General features: G+C 44.6%; 16 protein-coding genes. 9 read left to right on the forward strand and 7 right to left on the reverse strand.

The window, feature by feature from the left end; genetic code table 11:
• The 3 genes from NBH01_RS00505 to NBH01_RS00515 all read left to right on the forward strand — a co-directional run bounded on the left by NBH01_RS00505 (position 1) and on the right by NBH01_RS00515 (position 2264).
• Entirely contained in the window at positions 1 to 708 is a 708-nt protein-coding gene (locus NBH01_RS00505; protein ID WP_074859894.1) for a glycosyltransferase family 32 protein, read from the forward strand.
• Between the two features lie 91 nt (positions 709 to 799).
• Positions 800 to 1609, forward strand: coding sequence for a glycosyltransferase family 2 protein (locus tag NBH01_RS00510; protein WP_074859889.1), 810 nt, complete (start codon positions 800 to 802; stop codon positions 1607 to 1609).
• A 28-nt stretch (positions 1610 to 1637) separates the two neighbouring features.
• Positions 1638 to 2264 carry a sugar transferase gene (locus NBH01_RS00515; RefSeq protein ID WP_250699931.1) on the forward strand — a complete coding sequence of 209 codons (627 nt, stop codon included), beginning with the start codon at positions 1638 to 1640 and terminating at the stop codon, positions 2262 to 2264.
• A gap of 74 nt (positions 2265 to 2338) precedes the next feature.
• Here the strand turns inward: NBH01_RS00515 and NBH01_RS00520 are convergent, their stop codons facing one another.
• The 3 genes from NBH01_RS00520 to NBH01_RS00530 form a co-directional block, all read right to left on the reverse strand.
• A complete protein-coding gene (locus NBH01_RS00520) occupies positions 2339 to 2752 on the reverse strand; it encodes an N-acetylmuramoyl-L-alanine amidase (protein ID WP_129655954.1) in 414 nt (137 codons plus the stop codon).
• A gap of 4 nt (positions 2753 to 2756) precedes the next feature.
• Positions 2757 to 2861, reverse strand: a complete 105-nt coding sequence (locus NBH01_RS00525) for a smalltalk protein (RefSeq protein ID WP_008767884.1) — start codon at positions 2859 to 2861, stop codon at positions 2757 to 2759.
• Between the two features lie 90 nt (positions 2862 to 2951).
• Positions 2952 to 3452 carry an HU family DNA-binding protein gene (locus NBH01_RS00530; RefSeq protein ID WP_011107946.1) on the reverse strand — a complete coding sequence of 167 codons (501 nt, stop codon included), beginning with the start codon at positions 3450 to 3452 and terminating at the stop codon, positions 2952 to 2954.
• A gap of 219 nt (positions 3453 to 3671) precedes the next feature.
• Here NBH01_RS00530 and NBH01_RS00535 point away from each other — a divergent pair, with 219 nt between their 5' ends.
• Entirely contained in the window at positions 3672 to 3890 is a 219-nt protein-coding gene (locus tag NBH01_RS00535) for a DUF4248 domain-containing protein (RefSeq protein ID WP_008767886.1), read from the forward strand.
• A 134-nt stretch (positions 3891 to 4024) separates the two neighbouring features.
• On the opposite strand, the gene NBH01_RS00540 is transcribed toward NBH01_RS00535, so the two are convergent.
• The gene (locus tag NBH01_RS00540; protein WP_061473386.1) at positions 4025 to 5872 is read right to left on the reverse strand and encodes a DUF3987 domain-containing protein; all 1848 of its coding nucleotides are present in this window, start codon (positions 5870 to 5872) and stop codon (positions 4025 to 4027) included.
• 58 nt (positions 5873 to 5930) lie between these two features.
• Positions 5931 to 6557 (reverse strand): BT4734/BF3469 family protein, encoded by a 627-nt coding sequence (locus NBH01_RS00545; RefSeq protein ID WP_061473385.1) that lies wholly within the window; start codon positions 6555 to 6557, stop codon positions 5931 to 5933.
• Between the two features lie 156 nt (positions 6558 to 6713).
• On the opposite strand from NBH01_RS00545, the gene NBH01_RS00550 reads away from it, so the two are divergent.
• On the forward strand, positions 6714 to 6863 hold the full coding sequence (locus NBH01_RS00550; RefSeq protein WP_008762094.1) for a hypothetical protein: 150 nt from the start codon (positions 6714 to 6716) through the stop codon (positions 6861 to 6863).
• 277 nt (positions 6864 to 7140) lie between these two features.
• Here NBH01_RS00550 and NBH01_RS00555 read toward each other — a convergent pair whose 3' ends face one another.
• Together NBH01_RS00555 and NBH01_RS00560 are read right to left on the reverse strand one after the other, a co-directional pair.
• Positions 7141 to 8670: an arylsulfatase gene (locus NBH01_RS00555; RefSeq protein WP_008762095.1), complete on the reverse strand. Its 1530-nt coding sequence runs from the start codon at positions 8668 to 8670 to the stop codon at positions 7141 to 7143.
• Positions 8671 to 8707: 37 nt separating this feature from the next.
• Positions 8708 to 12673, reverse strand: a complete 3966-nt coding sequence (locus tag NBH01_RS00560) for a two-component regulator propeller domain-containing protein (RefSeq protein ID WP_074856548.1) — start codon at positions 12671 to 12673, stop codon at positions 8708 to 8710.
• A 131-nt stretch (positions 12674 to 12804) separates the two neighbouring features.
• Here NBH01_RS00560 and NBH01_RS00565 point away from each other — a divergent pair, with 131 nt between their 5' ends.
• From NBH01_RS00565 to NBH01_RS00580, 4 genes are all read left to right on the forward strand, one after another.
• Complete coding sequence (locus tag NBH01_RS00565; protein WP_074856551.1) at positions 12805 to 14235, forward strand: RapZ C-terminal domain-containing protein; 1431 nt, start codon at positions 12805 to 12807, stop codon at positions 14233 to 14235.
• Positions 14235 to 14987: a nucleotidyltransferase family protein gene (locus NBH01_RS00570; RefSeq protein WP_250699932.1), complete on the forward strand. Its 753-nt coding sequence runs from the start codon at positions 14235 to 14237 to the stop codon at positions 14985 to 14987. The genes NBH01_RS00565 and NBH01_RS00570 overlap by 1 nt, the downstream gene beginning before the upstream one ends.
• Before the next feature lie 262 nt (positions 14988 to 15249).
• The gene (locus tag NBH01_RS00575) at positions 15250 to 16914 is read left to right on the forward strand and encodes a glycosyl hydrolase family 18 protein (RefSeq protein ID WP_074856554.1); all 1665 of its coding nucleotides are present in this window, start codon (positions 15250 to 15252) and stop codon (positions 16912 to 16914) included.
• Positions 16915 to 16944: 30 nt separating this feature from the next.
• Positions 16945 to 20304: a SusC/RagA family TonB-linked outer membrane protein gene (locus tag NBH01_RS00580; protein WP_055299271.1), complete on the forward strand. Its 3360-nt coding sequence runs from the start codon at positions 16945 to 16947 to the stop codon at positions 20302 to 20304.
• Positions 20305 to 20312: the final 8 nt, after the last annotated feature.

The raw sequence follows: 20312 nt of genomic DNA on the forward strand, positions 1-20312 counted from the left end.
ATGATACCGAAGGTTATTCATTTTTGTTGGTTGAGTGGTGAAACATATCCTGAGTTGGTTTGTAAATGTATAAAATCATGGGAGTTAATTTTACCAGATTATGAAATTATTCTTTGGGATACTCAAAAGATTGATATTCATTCTAATTTGTGGTTAGAACAATCCTTTAAAAAAAAGAAATATGCTTTTGCTGCTGATTATATTCGTTTTTATGCATTATATTATTATGGAGGAATATATCTTGATGCCGATGTAGAAGTTCTGAAATCTTTTAATCCGTTATTAGGTGAACACTATTTTTTGGGCGAAGAGGCAGGTGGTGATATTGAAGCTGCTGTAATAGGAGCTGAAAAAGGAAGTTCTTGGGTGAAAGAATGTTTGGATTACTATAGAGACAGACCTTTTATAAAATCAAATGGTAGATTGGATACTCGGCCTGTCCCTCTGTTAATAAACTCAGTAGTTGGAGGTAAAGGATTGGATATTAAGCCATACTATTATTTTTCTCCTAAAGATTACAATATTGGTAAAATAGATATAAAAGAGAGTACATATTGTATTCATCATTTTGATGGTAAATGGTTAAAACGGGGATTGAAATATTCTGTTAAAAAAAACATTCATAAGGCATTGTATTTGACTATAGGGAGAGTTAAGCATAATAAAGTTATCCGTATAATTCGTATAATAAAAGATCGTTTTATATAAAGCTTATTTCTCTATTTTGCGTTTTGCCGTCACTTACTTTTCATTATAGTTCTAGGTAATTAGATAGGAAATTATCAAATATTCGAATTAAATGTTTTCAGTGCTAATTTCTGTTTATAACAAGGAGAATTCTTTGTCTTTACGGCAAAGTTTAACTAGTGTGTTCCGCCAAAAGTTACCTCCTACAGAAGTCGTTTTATTAAAAGATGGTCCTTTAACAGAGGAGTTGGATAAAGTTATTGCTGAATATGTGATGAGATACCCTGAACTGAAGATTGTTTCTTTACCTGTTAATCAAGGACTTGGTAAAGCACTGAATGAAGGCTTAAAGCATTGCTCCTACGATTTAGTTGCCCGAATGGATACAGATGATATTGCCAAACCTGATCGTTTTGAGAAACAAATAAGGGTTTTTCAAGAGCATCCGGAATTAGATGTAGTAGGAGCATGGATCGATGAGTTTGAAGAAACTACTTCAAATATTATTTCTACAAGAAAGTTACCTGAGGTTCATGATGATATTTGTCAATTTGCAAAGAAGCGTAATCCAGAAAATCATCCGGTAATTATGTTTCGTAAGCAAGCTGTATTAGCAGCAGGTGGATATCAACATTTCCCTCTTTTTGAGGATTACTATCTGTGGATACGTATGCTACAGAACGGTGCTAAATTTTACAATATCCAAGAGAGCTTATTATATTTTCGCTTTTCACCGGCTATGTTTAAACGGAGAGGCGGTTTAAAATATGTGACAACGGAACTACGTTTTCAAAATCAACTAAGAAATTTAGAATTCATAACTTCCTCTGAATATCTCTATAATGTCTTTATACGGGTGATTACTAGGATGATGCCCAATACTTTACGAGCAATCTTGTATAAAAAAGCTCTGAGAAAATAGTCTTTAACCAAACTATAATTAATAATTTATGGAACAACAAACAACTTTCATTCCCGACGGAATGAATGCTTTTGAGCGCAATGTAAAGCGAATTGGGGATTGCATTATTGCGGGCATATTACTGATTATTTTTTCTCCTTTATTTTTAATCTGTTATATAGCTGTGAAACGTGAAGATGGTGGTCCGGCTATTTTCAAACAGGAACGTATCGGTCGTTTCGGCCGTCCGTTTTATATTTATAAGTTCCGCAGTATGCGTTGGGATGCGGAAAAAATGGGTCCTGCGCTATATAGGGGTGGGAAAGATAAACGATTGACTAAAGTGGGTAAGTTTTTGCGTGAACATCATTTGGATGAATTGCCGCAACTTTGGAATGTCTTCTGCGGGCAGATGGCTTTTATTGGTCCTCGTCCCGAACGGAAATATTTCATTGATCAGATAATGGAACACGATCCTCGTTACGTATTTTTGTATCAGATACGACCGGGTGTTACTTCGTATGCTACGTTATATAATGGGTACACGGATACGATGGATAAAATGTTGCGTCGTCTTCGCTATGATTTGTTTTATTTGCAGCATCGCTCATGGTGGTTTGATTTTAAGATCTTGGTGAAGACATTTATAAATATTTGTTTTGGCAAGAAATTCTAGCAGGGAAAATTGCAATGTATTTATAAAAATCAAAAGCACTCATTGCATAGCGATGAGTGCTTATAGATACTAACCTACAATTCCCTGTATTCTTCTACGCAAGGGTAACACGGACATTCCTTTATCGGATTTAAATCATGATGTCCTATAATCAACGCTTCTGGAAATTTTTTCTTTAGCTCACGGAGCAGAGCTAACAGCGCCCCTCGTTGCTCTAGCGTACGTGTGTCTTTCGCTTGTCCTTCTGCATTCAGTCCTCCTTCGTAACAGATTCCTATGGAATGTGCGTTATGATTCCGGCAATGTGCTCCGACTTTCTCTAGTGGTCGTCCCGGATGTATTTCCCCATCACGTGTGATGTAGAAATGGTAACCGATGTCACGGAATCCCCGATGTCGGATATGATCCTGTCGGCAAGCCTCCGCCGAGAGGGCTTTTCCCTCCGGCGTGGCACTGCAATGAATGATAATCAGTGTGATGGTCCGCATAAGTTTACATACAACTTTGTACTCCTATCAAACCACCTACAGCAGTAGCAACAGTGATGATTACTTTGATAATGAAACTCCAAACGGAACGGGATGATGAATTACTCATAGTTTTTGATTTTAAATGAAAAAAATATTGATTTTTAATGAGTCTTTAGCTGTGATAAGCTAAAGACTTTGCCAGTGTTCAGGTTATGACTTAAACAGTCGGGTCCGGTGCTTCTTCGTCTCCTTCGTCCGGATTAGGTTTCGGATCGGGAGTGTTGCCTGAACCGGAACCTCCTCCTCCGGGCGTTGTCGGTTTCTGATACTCCGCCTGCTGCTTCAATTGGCTGTCGAGCTTCAGATTGGTCGTTGATAAGTTTCCAGTGGCACGTGCTTTGAGCCGCATACCTGTGATGTTCTTCTCCAGCGAGAACTCTTCCAGCGTTTCGGCAGCCTTGCTTCGGATTCCTACACCGAAGATGGCTAGATCATCAATTTTCACACTTTTGCCGTCGAGCAGCAGTTCCTTGATGCAGTCCACCATATCAGTGAGCACGCCTTTGATCACCCCACTGGAATACGGTGAATTGTGTTTCGACATGTGTTCGGCAAGTTTGGCAAGGTCGAATGTCTCGTCGCTTACCGCCCGGGCGAACCATTTGCCCGCATTCAAGCCTTTCTTCTGTTGGTTCTGATAAATTTTGTAACGAATCATAAAATAATAATTTTAAAGAGTTAAACATACTTTCGTGAGGATTTCTCCCTTTCGATGACACAAAGATAGTATGCTGTGACTCGGGAAAATCGGTTGTGTACAGTGACAGTCGGTAATGTGCAATTGTTGTCGGTTATAGTCTGTTATTCCCTGATAAAATGTAGGTAATGTGAATATATTTTGTTACTTTTGTGACTGTAAAACAGAAACTTATTTGTCATGATAGAATTCAAAATACGTGCTTATGGTCGTATGGAACTGGCACAGCTTTATTCTCCCGAACTTACCGGCATTGCTGCTTACCGCAAAATGAATAAATGGATTGTCCGCTGCCCCGGTCTTCAGGAACGCCTGTCCGATTTAGGTTATCAGCCGCAGCACCGTTCTTACACTCCGTTGGAGGTGAGGGCGATCGTGGATGCGCTGGGAGAACCCTAGCTAAAGCTATGCTTTACGACTTCTAAAGCATAGCTTTACGGTATCTAAAGCGGTGCTTTAGCTTCTACAAAACGTTATTTCCCTATGACGCAAAGTTATCAACCGATGCAAAAATGCACTTTTACGGGGCATCTCTAACACACGCACACACGTGCGCGTACGTAAGTCCCTTTTTCTTTCATGACAAAGAGGCCCTTTTTTACGAGACGTCTCAGCCAGGAGAGTGCGGTGTTTGGTTTGATTCCCATAGCTGTAGCCTGTTCCGTCAACTGTGTACGGGTGAACTCGTCACCCAACGCATCGAAGAAGGCGTCACGGTCGGCATTGGCCCTGTGTGGGATTTCCGAAGATGGAAGGAAAGATAATATATGCGTGGCATGCCGATAGAGAGGCTTTACAAGCCCAAGAACAGCTTTAAAGTCTTCAGGAGTGATAGTTATATCCCAACGGGTAATAATGCCGTCCTTGACGTTATCTGTGGGAATTTCCTTGTCCGGAACAGGAGCGTATCTGTCAGAACTCTTAAGCTGATAGGGTTGGGGGATTTCCAACACCCGTAACATGGCTATCGTTGACATGATGCGGCAGATATTGACAGCCAGACGGGCTATGAAACTTCTCATCTCGTTGCCGTTGGCAATGTCCGAACGGAAAAACAAATCGGAGAAGAGAGCGTTGAATTCCTTTTTCTGCTCGTCGGTGAGGCGAAGCGTATGGATACCGTGTTCTTTCAGTATATCCAGCTTTAGTTGCCAATCCCTGCCTATGGACCTGAAGATTTCGTCCAGATCTATCTCTCCGCACGCAAATTGGTCAGCCCATGTATAGATGCCATGCATGTAGTAGAACAGTTGGCGGGAGAAAAGTCCGTTCTCCGCCGACGGGATGAGGGCTCTCACCTGTGCGGGTGTCCCCGAAAGTAGGACGGCAAGAAAGATTCTCTTCACTTCCCGGTATTCCTGATCGGTACGTCGGTTGTAGGACAGTCTGTCATGGTCGAAGGCTTTGCGGAGCGTGTCGCTCCAATGGCCGTATTCGGAACTGATGGCGGAGGCGATGGTGTCCGCTTCGGTTTCGCAGATGAGTCCTGTTCCGTTGGCGTCCATGATATTTTGCAGAATGCCGGTGCCGCTGTTGTTGCCCGAGATAAGAAACATTTTGTTGGGAGGCATCTGAGGTGCTTCTGTATTGACACGCTCTTTGCCCAGCAACTCATAGTTTTTCTTTTCTTTCCGGTAGGCTTTCATTTCTTCGTCCACTTGTTGGCGAATTTTGTCATGAATAGGTTCCACGAGCAAGCGGATAAGTGAAAGTCCGCTTTTTCCCGAAGCAGGAGGGGCTACAAAGAAGGTTTGCAGACAAGGAGACTGGTATTTTCCGGAATAGGAACATCTCACATAGCGTTCCATCGTAGCTCCTAGTGCGGTCAGTGCTCCGAGCAAGAGTATGTCCCGTTGTGTGGGAGAAGTGGCATAGCTCATAATGAGCATTAGGATTTTAGGCCAGTCTGCTTCGGGGAAAGTAGGCAGGGGTTGTAGAGGATCACTGTCTGTCGAGAGTTCTTCTGGAGCATTGGTGTTTTCGTCGTTGTCGTTTTCTTCCTCTTCCACCTTATTATACGCGCGCCTGTGTGTGGGAAAATTGTAGGGTGCATTTAGTGCATTTTCTGCATTTTTTCGGCTGTTCATAACTTCCTCCCGGCAGATTTTCACTCCTGTCGATTCTGCGAGATGAAAAGCCGTTCCCAGATGTATTTCTCCATGCTGCTTTATAAGGGCGTTGGAGAACATTCGTTCGGCATGCTCACGCTGATATTTGGCGGATATCCGGCACAGGCGGTGAAAAAACTCGCGTCCTGCTTCGCCACAGTCTGTTGCGATGGCGAATGCTAATTGTACGTACTCGGCGTAAGAGGGTGCAATGTCGGTACCTGCCGTTTCGACTGCCTCAGTGATGAGGCGTAAAGATTCAATATTGGTCATTTTCTTAATGGATAATTGATAATAGATAGTTCACTGTTGGTTATTCAAGATTGACTGTTCAATACTCTCTGAATAGTGCTTGTGGGTCGTGGCTGAGGAAACAGGCTCTTACGATGTCTTTGCCGGAGGTGTCTACGGCTTTTGGCGGAGTTTCTGTGGAGTCGTTCATTTCTGCTCCGTAGGTTATTTCTATGTATTGCATTGCCCAGTTTATGCTTTCTTTTGCGTTCCGTGTCTGATCGTCTGCGTAAAGTTTGCTATAAGGTACGAATGCTTTCACGCCCCGGCCGCTGGGACTGATGAATGTAAGTATGGGACAGAGGAAAGGGTCGTCGAACAGTGTACGACGCATTTCCACAGCTTTATGATAGGAGTCGAGGTTATCTATATCTACCACTACGAGCCCGGAAGGCGATGCGAAGAATTTACTACTCCGGCGGATGAATATGCCGCATGGGGTTACGTAGGGGAGTAAAGAGGCTTTTGCCATTCGCAGGTCTCCGGCACTTCGCACTTGTTCGGTCAGTGCTTTGAGGTTTTCGTTGCAGGTGATCATCTGATATACCTGTTCGACCGAAACTTCGCAGAAGGGAGTGAGTGTGGCGGGTGTAACGGTTTGTCCTTGTTCGTTCCTGATGGGAGCAATCGGGGGCATGAAATAAGACATTCTGAAATTGTTTGTCATAACATTTATCGTTAATTCTTTTAATAATGCGGTTCTGTTTTTGAAACGCAGCGCAAAATTAGGACAAAATGATATAACGGCAGTTCGGACATATCCGAACTAATGTGAATATTTTTATAACAACTAAATTATTATTAACGTTTAAAACAAGAAAAAATGAAAAAAGAGTATCATCATTTTGCATTCGGCCTTTTTATCGAAGAGGTACTTAAATGTGAGAAAGTGGGTATTTCAGCCATGTGTCAAGCTATAGGCATGAGTAAGGGAACTTACGAAATGCTAAAAAAAGGGATGATAAGTGTTTGAACTATTACGAGCGTATATTTAATTATTACTATGATACGCTCACAGAAGAGGAGTTTCTGAAGAAAATGCATGAGTGGTCACTGCGGTATATCCGGTATAGGAAGAGACAGGAGGAAGAAAAAGAATCCGCACGGAAATTCTCGGATCAATAACGGATTATTCGGCTATTGATAACAGTCAGGCACGGATTTCGCGGAACTACACGTTTTTTAATTACTCAACTCTGAAAACCGTGTAATCCGCGAAATCTGTGCCTAAATGATAAACTTTTGTTACCTTATTTCTTCTCCGGTAGTGTAACGGAGAAGTTTGGGTTAGGCGTGTGCTGTGCAAAGATTACTGCCTTCATCTTTTCTACAATCTCCGGATGCTGGTCGGCCACATTGTTGTCTTCATGAATGTCCGTTGCCAGATTATAAAGGAAAGGTATCCCTTTCTTTACTACCATCTTCCAGTCTCCCATGCGTACGCCAATCTGATTTGTTTCATTAAATTCCCAGTAAAGGAAGTCATGTTCCTTCTGCTTTTTCTTTCCCAGTAATGTCGGGGCGAAGGAAATGCCGTCGAAGTAATCTACTTCTTTGTCTTTGTTCGCATATTTCTTTACGTAATTCTTTTCGCCGATGATCTCGCAGAAAGTAGGCATCAGGTCGTAGAAAGCGCAGATGTGGTCGTTCACTGTACCTGCAGGTACACGTCCCGGCCAGCGGGCGATAAATGGGATACGGATACCTCCTTCATAGCATTGGCGTTTCAAGCCACGCAGTTTACCGTCTCTGCCGAAGAATGTAGGATCAGCTCCGCCTTCTTCGTGAGGGCCGTTGTCGCTGGAGAAAATGACCAGTGTATTCTCGTCCAGTCCTTTCTCTTTCAGCTTTTTCAGTACTTCTCCGACGTAGTAGTCCAGTCGCGTAATCATTCCTGCAAATTGTGCGTGTACATGCGTGATCGCGTTGTATCGCGATCCTTCGCTGCCTTTGTAGCTCTTGTCAGGATTGAATTTCTCTTTATATTCATTTAAGATAGAGTCTTCCGGCTGAACCAGTTCCGCATGGGGCAGGGTATAAGTCAGCACTCCGAAGAACGGTTGTTTGCCGTCCTGCTCATCCAGCCATTCCATTGCTTTCTGGTGAATCATATCCGCCGAATATTGCGGGCGTTTTTGATAATCGGCACCATACATCGGATACTTGATGTTCTCGTCCATGATGACACGTACTACGCCTGTGTCGCCTAATGCCTTGCTGTAGCGATTGAGGAAATTAGGATAGTAAAGGTGGGCCTGGAACTGACAGATGTAGCCGAAATATTCGTCTATCCCGCGTTTGTCCGGAGTGGAGCAGGAACCTTCATAACCTCCCGCCCATTTGCCGAACATACCGGTGGTATATCCGTTCTCTTTCATTATCTCGGGCAGGATAACGTGATCGGGGTCGTAAGGATGCTGACCGACTACTGCATACTCCTTGTTGTTGCCATACATTACTGTGGGAGCGTTCGTCCAATATTCCTTGTTGCCCCGTACTTCGCAATGTCCTGTATGCTGCCCTGTCATAAATGAAGCTCGGGAAGGAGCACTGACGGGACTTCCTGCGTATGCCTGTGTGAAGCGCATACCCTCGCTTGCCATCGCATCCAGATGGGGGGTGCGGATGAATGGCTGACCGTAGCATCCCAGATCGCCATATCCCATGTCATCGCAGAGGATGAAGAGGATATTCGGCTTTGTGTTGTTTTTCTGTCCGCTGGCAGACAGACTGGAAAGAATAAGCGTACCGCTTACTAAAGAAAATAATTTGTAGTTCATAAAAATAATGTGTTAAGAAATTTATATATTAGGGGTTTTATTGATTAATTGTTTTTGATGTCTCTCTCTTATGTTTCTCTTTATATTGAGTCGGTGTTTCGCCCGTGTACTGCTTGAAAGTCGTGCTGAAATAACGGGAAGTAGTGAATCCCACTTTCTCCGCAATTTCCGTAAATGACATTTCCGTGCCGGTGATCAGTAGAATTGCCTGCTCCATCCGGAACTTATTGATATAGTCATTGGCTCCCATCTCCGTCAGTGCCTTCAGTTTGTTGTAAAGAGAGGCCCGGCTCATGCCGATTTCTTTGCAGATAAAAGGAATATCCAATCGGCTACTGTCCAAATTCTCTTGAATGATCTTGTTCAGTTTGAGCAAGAACGTTTCATCTGCCTGGCTGAAGGTGCTTTCTTCCGGAGCGGGGATCAGTCCTGCGTTCAGATATCTCTTCTTGGTATGTTCACGGTTTTTTAGTCGGTTACGGATCAGTTCCATCAGCATTTCCACTTCGAACGGTTTGGTCAGATAGGCGTCCGCACCGTTTTTGTAGCCGCTCATCTGACTTTGTTTGTCGTCTCTTGCCGTCAGCAGGATAACGGGGATGTGACTGATCGCAATGTCTTCCTTTATGTTTTTGCAAAGCTCATATCCGTTCATGCGGGGCATCATGACGTCACTTACGATGATGTCGGGAGTATGGCTTTTGATAAGCTGAAGTGCCTCTACACCATCAGAGGCAGTCAATATACGTTTGAAGTATTCTCCCAGTGCTTTCTTTAAGAAGTCCGTCAGGTCGGGATTGTCGTCTACCACCAGAATGCTGTAGGGGGCGGTGGCGAAGCTGTCTTCCTCTTGTGACTGCTTGCCGCTGTCGTCGCTCATCAATTCATTCAGATATGCTTTGGGCTGGCAGATGATCTCTTCCGATTCCAGTTTCAGCGGTAGTTCGAAGAAGAAGGTGGCTCCCGATTCCGAATTGTCCCGTGCGCCGATGGAGCCGCCGTGCAGTTCCACCAGAATCTTGGAGTAAGACAAGCCGATGCCCGTTCCGCTCTGTTCGCCCATGCCCTGATAAAAACGGGTGAAGAGCTTCTGTGTGTCTACCTGCTGCAATCCGCAACCTTGGTCGGTAATGGAGATGCGTACTCTTTTTTCTTCGGGCAGCAGTTCTGAAGTGATGGTGATTTCCGTGTCTTGCGGGCTGTGTTTCAGTGCATTGATCAGCAGATTACTCAGAATGATTTCACATTTGTCCTTATCGAAACTCACTATTTTGATGCGTGGATCGAGCCGGTAATGAATCTGTATATTCTTTGCTTCCCCTTCGCTGACGAAATCTTGCGATACATGTTCGATCCATTCGTTGAGCGGGTGAGGCTGTATGAGCAGTTTGCTTTCTCCCACTTCCATCTTGCGCACATCGAGCACCATGTTGATCAGATTCTTCATTCGCTGAGACTGCCGGTAAATCGCTTTCAGCGGCAGGTATTGGGTATCTGTCGGGGATAAGGACTTCAATATGCGGCTGAGCGGAGCGTGGATCAGTGTCAGTGGAGTACGCAGTTCGTGGCTGATATTGATCAGGAAACGTACTTTTTCTTCGTACACCTGTTGCTCGTGCTCCTTCATGGCCCATTTCAACTTATCTTCTTTTCGTTTCAGTGTTCTCCGGAAAGTTTCGACAATCATTCCGGTTACTAACAAGGCACAGCCCAGCGTGAACCACCATGTGCGGTACCAGGGAGGGAGTACGGTCAGTTCCAGTATCTGCTGACTGGGAATCCAGCTGCCGTCCTTTGCTGTGCAGGAAGCCATAATCTGATAATCGCCGGGCGGAAGCGAGCGGATGACCAGTTCCGGGTTGTACGATTCGATCTGCTGGTCGTTCAGCCCTTCTATCTGATACCGATACACTTTCTGCCGGAAGATATCCTCTTCTTTGGACATGATACGGATACTTATATTACTGTTCCAGGGAACGGAAATTCCGGTCGGGTCACCGCACAGTTCATTGTTGACGGATTCTCCGTTGACGATGACATCCGATAATTGCAGTTTGGGCAGCTCGGAAGTAGCCGGCGGCAGATTGCTGTTGATATGCAGCAGTCCTTTGACGCCGCCCATGTAGACATCTCCGTGGCTGCTCAGCAGACGGGGTTTGGAAAGATATTCGTTTTGAATGGCACCATCCGATTCGCCGAACAGTACGAATTTCTTTTCTTTGATGAGCCATGCGAAAAGCATGTCATTCGTTCCGAACCATACTTTTCCCTGCTGGTCGCACACGATGAGCGTTACTTCCGTGAATAGCGTGGTGGTAAAGGGAGTACGTACTTTGGTAGCGGGATTATAGTGGATCAGTCCGTAGTTGCTCCCTATCCAGAAGTCTCCGTATTCGTCACGCGCAACGGAATTGATGACCGTATCGTTGAAGCAACGGAACAGAGACGTCAGGCGGTTGTTCCGTTTGTCCAGTTGGTAGATACGTTTCGTATCGTTGAGATAGGTATAGTTTTCGTGATTGGTGATGGGCAGAAGAGCGCCGATGATGTCCTGTCCCTCCTGTTCGGTGGCAATCCGGAAAGTGCGTTTGTTCAGGTCGTATTGATAGACGTGGTCGCCGAGCAGCAGCACGTTGTCGGGGCTGTTTTGATACAGGTTGACCGCTTTTCCCCGATTGCAGAGGCGGGTGGTCGTTTCGTCGTCAATGATTGTGAACGGTTGTTTCTCTCCGGTAGACGGATTGAAGACGAACACTCCCTGTGAGAAGAGCGAGATCAGTAGTTTGTCGGGAGTGAACTGACAGATAGATGCCACTTTGTCTTCCCACGTAGAGAGATAATGGGTGAACTTCTCCGTGAGAGGATTGAAAAGGTTGACTCCGCCTCCGTCTGTTCCGATCCATATTTTATCGTCGGACTGCTGATAGAGGCTGAGGATGGTGTTGTTGCTCAGTCCACGGTCGTTGCCGGGCACTACGTCCGTGTAGGTCACCATTGACACTTCGCGGATGCTGATCAGTCCGTTCCGGATACTTCCTGCCCATATATTGTTGTTACGGTCGTTGTAGAGGCTGAGGATGGAGTTGGCGGGGAGCGAATAGTTGTCTCTGCCGGGGATGTGTTCCAGCAGGGAAAGCTGTCCGGTTTCCGGTTCGAGGATGTTGATACCGCCTCCGTCCGTTCCGATCCATAGTTTGTTCTCCCGTTCGGCAAGGCTGAGTATGACATTGTTGCTCAGCGAGGAGTTGCGGGTGGTGTATGATGCCAGTTGTTTTCCGTTCCGGTCGAAACAGTAGAGCCCGTTATTGTAGGGGGCAATCCATATCCGGTTCTTCGAGTCGATGATCATGCTCATAATCTCCTTTCCGCAGTCGAAAGGCGGGCGGCTGTATGCTCCGGTTTTCAGGTTGAGCAGGAGCAGCCCTTGCCAGCGGCTGCAACAGAGTACAGTTTCTTCATCCCAAAGGCTGAGTATCGTGATATTGAAGTTTCTGAAATCCGGTGTCTGGTCGAATTCCTGCAGCAGGCGGAAAGAACCGTCCCGGTAGCTGTAAAAGTAAATTTTGTTTTTGGCTCCGAATAATAACCCCTCTGGGGTAGGGCAGGTGGAATATGCGGTGATGTTCTTTCCTTTTTCGTCGGTTGGCAGGTAGAAGTCGTCACTTTGCCGTTGGTAGCGTGCCACCCCTTTATCAGTCAAGATCCAGATATTGTATTGTTCGTCTTCTGCAATCTGAAGAACGAGGTCGTGAGGCAGCGAATGCGGATCGTCTGCATGATGGATGTATTTCTTCAGTTCGTGGCCGTCAAACCGTCCCAGACCGGAGCGGGTGCCTATCCACACGAATCCCTGTTCATCCGTAAGGATACACCGGACGGTGGAAGGTAGTCCTTCTTTCAGAGAAATCTGCTTGTAATAGTAATGCCCCGCCTGTAAAGGAAGGACACCGGCCATTTGTGTGATAAATGCGATGCATAGGACGATATAGAGTCTTGCTTTCATTGAATTAGGTCGAGTAAACAGAAGCAAAGATAATACATTCGGATGAATATTGAATAAAATGATATAGAGTTTTGAGCAAAGATGATATTAATTTATCTATAATCTTTATCTTTGCTCGAAAATGTACGACTATGATTACCGAAGAACTACAGAAACTATATCAGGAATATACGGGAGTTCCCGCAGAGAATATAACAGAATTACCATCTTCCGGTTCCAACCGCCGCTACTTCCGGCTGACAGGTGCGAAAACCCTGATCGGCGTATGTGGCACGTCTGTCGAGGAGAATGATGCTTTCCTTTATATGGCAGCCCATTTCCGCAAGTCCGGCCTGCCTGTACCCGAAGTTCATATCGTCTCCGAAAATAAGAGTTACTATCTTCAGGAAGATTTGGGAGATACCCTTTTGTTTCATGCAATCGAGAAAGGACGTGCTACCAGCGTATTTTCCGAAGAGGAAAAAGAGTTGCTCCGCAAGACGGTCCGTTTGCTTCCTGCCATACAGTTTGCCGGAGCCGACGGCTTCGACTTTTCCCGTTGCTATCCGCAGCCGGAGTTCAATCAGCGTTCTATCCTTTGGGATTTGAATTACTTCAAATATTGTTTCCTTAAGGCTACCGGCATGGAATTTCAGGAAGATAAACTGGAGGACGACTTTCAGAAGATGAGTGATGTGCTGCTGCGCAGTTCTTCCGCTACTTTTATGTACCGCGATTTTCAGAGCCGCAATGTGATGATCAAAGACGGTGAACCGTGGTTTATCGACTTTCAGGGCGGACGAAAAGGGCCGTTCTATTATGATGTCGCTTCTTTCCTGTGGCAGGCAAAGGCGAAGTATCCCGATAGTCTCCGTCAGGAATTGCTGAAGGAGTATATCGATGTCCTGCGCAAATATCAGCCTATCGACGAGCCCTATTTCTATAGTCAGCTTCGTCATTTTGTTCTTTTCCGCACATTGCAAGTGCTCGGAGCTTACGGTTTCAGGGGGTATTTTGAGAAGAAACCTCATTTTATCCAGAGTGTTCCTTTTGCTATCCAGAACCTGCGTGACTTGCTCAAAGAGGCGTACCCTGAATACCCGTATCTTTGCAATGTGCTACGCGAACTTACCGAACTCAAGCAATTCACCGACGATCTCAAGAAACGGCAGCTTACCGTCAAAGTGATGAGTTTTGCTTATAAGAAAGGGATTCCCGATGATCCTACCGGTAATGGCGGCGGTTATGTCTTTGACTGCCGTGCCGTGAACAATCCCGGTAAGTACGAACGCTACAAACCTTTCACGGGACTGGACGAACCGGTGATCAGTTTTCTCGAAGAAGATGGTGAAATTCTCCGTTTCCTCGACTCTGTCTATGCGTTGGTAGATGCTTCGGTGAAGCGATATATGGAACGTGGCTTCAGTAATTTGTCCGTTTGCTTCGGCTGTACCGGAGGACAGCATCGTTCGGTTTATTCGGCGCAGCATCTGGCAGAGCACCTGAACCGCAAATTTGGCGTGAAAGTGGAGCTGGTGCACCGCGAACAGAATATAGAACGTACTTTTGAGGCAACTGTGTAATGAAAGCAATGATATTTGCAGCCGGGTTGGGTAGCCGGCTGAAACCACTGACCGATACGATGCCCAAAGCCCTTGTTCCCGTGGTCGGACGTCCGATGCTGGAGCATGTGATTTTGAAACTGAAAGCTTCCGGTTTTACCGAAATAGTGATTAATATCCATCATTTCGGTGAGCAGATTATTGATTTTCTGAAAGCTAACAATGATTTCGGACTGACGTTGCATATTTCCGACGAACGGGACCTGCTGCTCGATACGGGGGGAGGAATCAGAAAAGCCCGTCGATTCTTTGAAAATTCCGATGAACCCTTCCTTGTGCATAATGTGGATATTCTTTCGGATATGAATCTGAAAGAACTGTATGACTTTCATTTGCGGAACGGAAGTGTAGCCACCTTGCTCGCCAGCCGGCGTAAAACTTCCCGTTATCTGCTTTTTGATGCGGAACAAAGATTGTGCGGATGGATCAACAAAGATACGGGACAGGTGAGGCCCGAAGGTTTCCTATATGATGAGTCGCTGTATAGAGAGTATGCCTTTAGCGGTATCCATGTTTTTTCGCCTGCTGTCTTCCAGTTGATGGAAGTGCCGTGCTGGGAAGGCAAGTTCTCTATTATGGACTTTTATCTGGCTACCTGCGGGCAAACGGATTATTGCGGTTATCTTACGGAAAAGCTGGAACTGATTGATATCGGCAAGCCGGAGACGTTGGCACGGGCGGAAGAGTTTTTAAGAGAGAATATAGTATCATGAGTATATTCGGGTAATTAGAGTTAATGAAAGGCGGAGATATTCGGAAACGGATATTGCCGCCTTTCTTTTTTTGTCTCGAAAGTTGTCTGATAATGTCTGTTGACCTCGAAAAATGCGATAAAATGGACTATTTTAGACATTTTTGGAAGAATCATAGCCAAAATCGAACATCTTAAATCTTAGATATAACCTAAATTTGTGGCAGTGAATGTCAGGAAAGACTTCGCTACTTATATAAAAGGTAATCTTAATTAATAAACTTATGAGAAGCAAATTCCTATTTCTTTGTCTCTTCCTTTTTGGAATGTTGACAGCTTGCAAAGACACAAAATGGGTAGATGTTCCTACCGGTACTCCTCCCGAAGGTTCAGTTACGGGAAAACCGGGCGAAACAGAAGAACCCGATGATCCTGATCCTACAGATAAAACATTTATCAACTGTTCTTATATCCGTGGTGATTTTTTTGAAACGAATCGAATTTCGGGAGCAAGTATGGGTGCTTGCAACGATTTGATTTATCTGACGGCACGTCCTTATGCTGATGGTGATCTGACTTTTGACTTACCCGTGAATGATGCAACACTTACAGGGGCAGCAACGTATGCTGCTTCTTATAATGGACGCAACGGAGTACTCAAATTGGATGGTACCGGCAAGATGAACGCCGGCGACGGTCTGTTGCATTCACCGGACGGAGCATTCAAGAAATTCACATTCGGTACTTATATATATGTCAGCGAGTGGGTGGACGGAGCTTGCTTGTTTAAAAAGGTAGACGGCGGTTCTGTTGTCATCGCTTTCCAGTTGGGAGCAACGGAAGGTAATTTGAAACTGACTGTCGGAAGTGCTACGGCCACAGTGACGAATAGCGCATTGAAATCAGGAGCATGGCATTATGTAGCGGTGACTTATGATGGTGGCGCTGCTAAGTTATATATAGATACGAACAATACTGCCACTGACTTTACAGGCTCTCTGCCTGCTTCGGTTCCTAATACCCGTGCTGACTTTGTGATGGGAGAGAACCTGAAAGGTTATCTGGATGAAACATTTGTGAACAGTCTGCTGATGGGTACATTAGGAAGAAATCCCATCTCTTTTGATAATTGGAATAACACGAAAACACTTGCTTACTGGAAATATGATGACGCTGCAAAACCTGGTAAGGACTCGCATACATGGGCTATTCGTCTGGAGCAGATTCGTACTGCCTTGAATGGACAGGCAGGTGACCGGAAGATACGTTTGGGTATTGCTGGCGGCGAATGGTTGAAAATGGTCGGCAACGCAACTGCCCGTACTAACTTTGCCAATAACGTAAAGAAGGTGATCGAGCAATATAATCTGGATGGTGCGGACCTCGACTTTGAATGGGCTTATTCAGGTACTGATTTAGCCAATTACAGTAAAGCCATCGTGCAATTGCGTGAAGTATTGGGGAAAGATGTATTTTTGACCGTATCCCTACATCCTGTTTCTTACAAAATAAGTGCGGAAGCTATTGCAGCAGTCGATTTTATCTCGTTGCAATGCTATGGACCTTCAGTAGAACTTTTCTCTATGGAACGTTTCAAATCGGATGGTAAAGCTGCAGTCGATTATGGAATACCTCAGGATAAACTGGTCATGGGAGTACCTTTCTACGGGACTACGGGTACTGCCGGCGAGCAGGCTGCTTATTTTGATCTTGTCGGTAAGGGTAACCTGACTAATACTTCTGCAGACACATGGAGTTATGAAGGAAAGAACTATACGCTCAACAGCCAGAATACGATTCGCCAGAAGACACAATATGTGTGTGAGAATGGTTTTGGAGGAATCATGAGCTGGGACTTGGCTACAGACGTAGACGTGACGCATGAGATGTCTTTGTTGAAAGCAGTGAAAGAAGAGCTTGATTACTATGCCAATCCTACTGTAGAATAAAATAGAATCTTAATTAGTAAATATAATATTATGGAAAAAAAGAAGTTCGTGAGAAAACAAGAACGCTTTGTTCTGTTTCTGATGCTCCTGTTATTATTTCCTCTGGGTGCGTTGGCACAACAAAAATTGATAAAGGGACAGGTGGTAGACGAAATGGGAGAACCTATTATCGGTGCTACAGTCATGGTAAAAGGTGTAACCGGAGGAACGATTACAGATATTGACGGTAATTTCTCTATTCAAGGAAAAGTAGGAAGCACTCTTTCTGTTACATATGTGGGATATGCCCCATTGCAGGTAAAAGTCACTAAACAGGAAGGTAACAGACTGGTGATGAAGGAAGATGCTAAGGTGCTGGATGAAGTTGTGGTGGTAGGTATGGATACACAAAAAAGAAATACCATTACGGCAGCTGTCGCTACATTGAAAGATGACGCGATTGTGAATCGTCCTGTGACGGATGTTACCAGTGCTTTGCAAGGTAATATAGCCGGTTTGAACTTTGCTTCGGATGCAGTAGGCGGTGGTGTCGGTGGTGAAATCGGTGCCGATATTAAATTCAGTATTCGCGGTATCGGTTCTATTAACGGTGGCGAGCCTTATGTATTGGTGGATGGAGTGGAGCAGAGCATGCAGAATGTGAACCCGGCCGATATTGCCAGTATCAGTGTACTGAAAGATGCTTCTGCTTCTGCTGTATATGGTGCGCGTGCTGCTTATGGTGTGGTTCTGGTAACAACGAAGAGCGGTAAAAAAGAAAGAGCCAGTGTTACTTATCGTGGCACGGTAGGTTTCAGTGCACCTATCAATATGCCTAAAATGATGAATGCGTTGGAATACGCTGCGTATAATAACCAACAGTATGATAATGGAGGAGCTTCATCCGGTTTGCAAAAGATTTCGGATAAGACAATTGAGAAGATTAAGGGATTTATGCAGAATCCTTATTCGGCTGAGTTCCCGGGGATTGAAGCGAATACCACCGGTGATGACTGGGCAGGTGCTTATTATAATCAATACGGTAATACAGACTGGTTTGAATATTATTTCAAAGACAAATCTGTCCGCCATTCTCACAATTTGAGCGTGCAGGGAGGTTCTGATAAAGTAAACTATTATATTGGTATGGGATACACCTATCAGGAAGGTTTGCTGGATAAGGTACAGGATGATCTGAGTAAATATAACCTGAATACCAAGTTGCAGTTTAAGACAAGTGACTGGCTGCGCTTCAACCTGAATAACAATATTACTTTGCAGATGATCAAACGCCCAATGGCTAATCAGATGATTCTGTATAATAAGATCGGTAGCCACCGTCCGACTCAGGTGACTGAACTGCCAGTTGAATCAGAATATAATATACCTAGCTGGAATGAAATGTTGTATCTGAAAAATTCCAATTATCAGAGAAACCGTATTTCGGATGCCTTGTCGTTTTCGGCTACCGTAACTCCTTTGGAAGGTTGGGATATCACCGGAGAAATGAAAATACGTTTTGATGTTGAAAATAATAACCTGAAAATGAAAGATGACCAGAAGTACGAAACTCCTGCAGGCACTTTCAAACCGGGCGATGCTACTAATCAGCGACAAGGATTTGCTTATCCGGGCATTAGCTGGAAAAACATGTATTTCGGCTCTTACACACGTGGTAGCATGTTTAATTATTATCTGTCGCCTAATCTGTCAAGTTCTTATACTCACCAGTGGGGAGATCATTTCTTTAAGGCAATGGCGGGTTACCAGATGGAATTGCAGGAGTATTCGGAAGAATATATGTATAAAGACGGTATGTTGAGTAACGATATTTATTCATTTGATAATGCCAGCGGAAATGTGATAGCAGGTGAAGCCCGTTCACACTGGGCTACGATGGGATTCTATACTCGTCTGAACTGGAACTACAATAATATTTATTTTCTGGAGTTCAGCGGACGTTATGATGGTTCTTCCCGTTTTGCTCCAGGCCACCGTTGGGGATTCTTCCCGTCATTCTCTGCCGGTTATGATATTGCACGCACTCCTTATTTCCAGCAATTGGCACTTCCTGTGTCTCAGTTGAAAGTACGTGTATCTTATGGTCGTCTGGGAAATCAGAATGGTGCAGGTCTATATGATTACATTGCTCAAATGCCGTTGGATGCACAAGGGACCAACGCTTGGCTGCTGCCTGGAATTTCGTCTTCCACGGCGTCCAAAGGAACAATTGCCAAGACTCCGAAAATGATCAGCCCATACATCACCTGGGAGAAAGTGGATAATGCCAACTTAGGTTTTGACTTAATGTTATTAAAAAACCGCTTGTCACTAACTGCCGACTTCTACCAACGTACGACACGTGACATGATTGGTCCGGCAGAGTCTATCCCAAGCATCAGTGGCATTGCTTCGGATGACCGTGCTAAAGTGAACAATGCCACTTTGCGTAACCGTGGTTGGGAACTTTCTGTAAGTTGGAATGATAAACTGAAATGTGGTTTTAGCTATGGAGTCGGTTTCAATGTATTTAACTACAAGGCTGTCGTGACCAAGTATAATAATCCTGAAGGTATCATTTACAATAATCATACAGGTCTGGCTGCCAATAAAGGTTATTATGAAGGTATGGATATTGGTGAAATATGGGGATATCGCGCAGACGATCTTTTCCTGTCGAACCGTGAAATTGATGATTACCTGAGAAATGTAAATCTGACAGCGTTCAAGTCGAATGACCTTTGGCGTCGCGGTGACTTAAAATATATCGATTCCAATGGGGATGGTAGAGTAGACGGTGGTAAAGGTACTTTGGCTGATCACGGAGATTTGCAGATTATTGGTAATACGACTCCCAAATATTCGTTCGGTATCAACTTGAATCTGGGATATAAAGGTTTTGAAGTATCTACATTGTTGCAAGGTGTGGCTAAGAGAGATTTTCCGATTTCCGGAAGTAACTATATGTTTGGTGGAAACAACTACAATTTCAAAGAACATCTCGATTATTTCAGCACAGAGAATCCGAATGGATACTTGCCGCGTCTGACCGGCTGGAAGGATGACAAAGACTTTTTGGTGAATACCGGATATAACACCACACGTTATCTGTTGAACGCTGCTTACATGCGTATGAAGAATCTGACGGTTGCTTATACCTTCAACAAAAAACAACTGAAACATATTGGTATCAGCAATCTGAAAGTATATGTGACTTGCGATAACTTATTCACCGTAACGAAACTGCCGAAACAATTTGATCCGGAAACACTGAATCAGGTGAATATGTCGGCTGGCGGTGATGCTCAAAATACGGCTCCGGGTCTGACTTCTCCTATGAAGCAGAATGGTAACGGTATGGTATACCCGATGAACCGTAACTTCGTATTCGGACTTGATTTCACCTTTTAATTAGAGAA

The organism is Bacteroides sp. B1-V-101, assembly GCF_023656585.1.
Classification (GTDB): Bacteria; Bacteroidota; Bacteroidia; order Bacteroidales; family Bacteroidaceae; genus Bacteroides; species Bacteroides thetaiotaomicron.

What these genes read in the sequence shown, in the direction of transcription:
- NBH01_RS00505 (WP_074859894.1), top strand. Translation starts at nt 1, where the DNA reads ATGATACCGAAGGTTATTCATTTTTGTTGGTTGAGTGGTGAAACATAT.
- NBH01_RS00510 (WP_074859889.1), top strand. Translation starts at nt 800, where the DNA reads ATGTTTTCAGTGCTAATTTCTGTTTATAACAAGGAGAATTCTTTGTCT.
- NBH01_RS00515 (WP_250699931.1), top strand. Translation starts at nt 1,638, where the DNA reads ATGGAACAACAAACAACTTTCATTCCCGACGGAATGAATGCTTTTGAG.
- NBH01_RS00520 (WP_129655954.1), bottom strand. Translation starts at nt 2,752, where the DNA reads ATGCGGACCATCACACTGATTATCATTCATTGCAGTGCCACGCCGGAG.
- NBH01_RS00525 (WP_008767884.1), bottom strand. Translation starts at nt 2,861, where the DNA reads ATGAGTAATTCATCATCCCGTTCCGTTTGGAGTTTCATTATCAAAGTA.
- NBH01_RS00530 (WP_011107946.1), bottom strand. Translation starts at nt 3,452, where the DNA reads ATGATTCGTTACAAAATTTATCAGAACCAACAGAAGAAAGGCTTGAAT.
- NBH01_RS00535 (WP_008767886.1), top strand. Translation starts at nt 3,672, where the DNA reads ATGATAGAATTCAAAATACGTGCTTATGGTCGTATGGAACTGGCACAG.
- NBH01_RS00540 (WP_061473386.1), bottom strand. Translation starts at nt 5,872, where the DNA reads ATGACCAATATTGAATCTTTACGCCTCATCACTGAGGCAGTCGAAACG.
- NBH01_RS00545 (WP_061473385.1), bottom strand. Translation starts at nt 6,557, where the DNA reads ATGACAAACAATTTCAGAATGTCTTATTTCATGCCCCCGATTGCTCCC.
- NBH01_RS00550 (WP_008762094.1), top strand. Translation starts at nt 6,714, where the DNA reads ATGAAAAAAGAGTATCATCATTTTGCATTCGGCCTTTTTATCGAAGAG.
- NBH01_RS00555 (WP_008762095.1), bottom strand. Translation starts at nt 8,670, where the DNA reads ATGAACTACAAATTATTTTCTTTAGTAAGCGGTACGCTTATTCTTTCC.
- NBH01_RS00560 (WP_074856548.1), bottom strand. Translation starts at nt 12,673, where the DNA reads ATGAAAGCAAGACTCTATATCGTCCTATGCATCGCATTTATCACACAA.
- NBH01_RS00565 (WP_074856551.1), top strand. Translation starts at nt 12,805, where the DNA reads ATGATTACCGAAGAACTACAGAAACTATATCAGGAATATACGGGAGTT.
- NBH01_RS00570 (WP_250699932.1), top strand. Translation starts at nt 14,235, where the DNA reads ATGAAAGCAATGATATTTGCAGCCGGGTTGGGTAGCCGGCTGAAACCA.
- NBH01_RS00575 (WP_074856554.1), top strand. Translation starts at nt 15,250, where the DNA reads ATGAGAAGCAAATTCCTATTTCTTTGTCTCTTCCTTTTTGGAATGTTG.
- NBH01_RS00580 (WP_055299271.1), top strand. Translation starts at nt 16,945, where the DNA reads ATGGAAAAAAAGAAGTTCGTGAGAAAACAAGAACGCTTTGTTCTGTTT.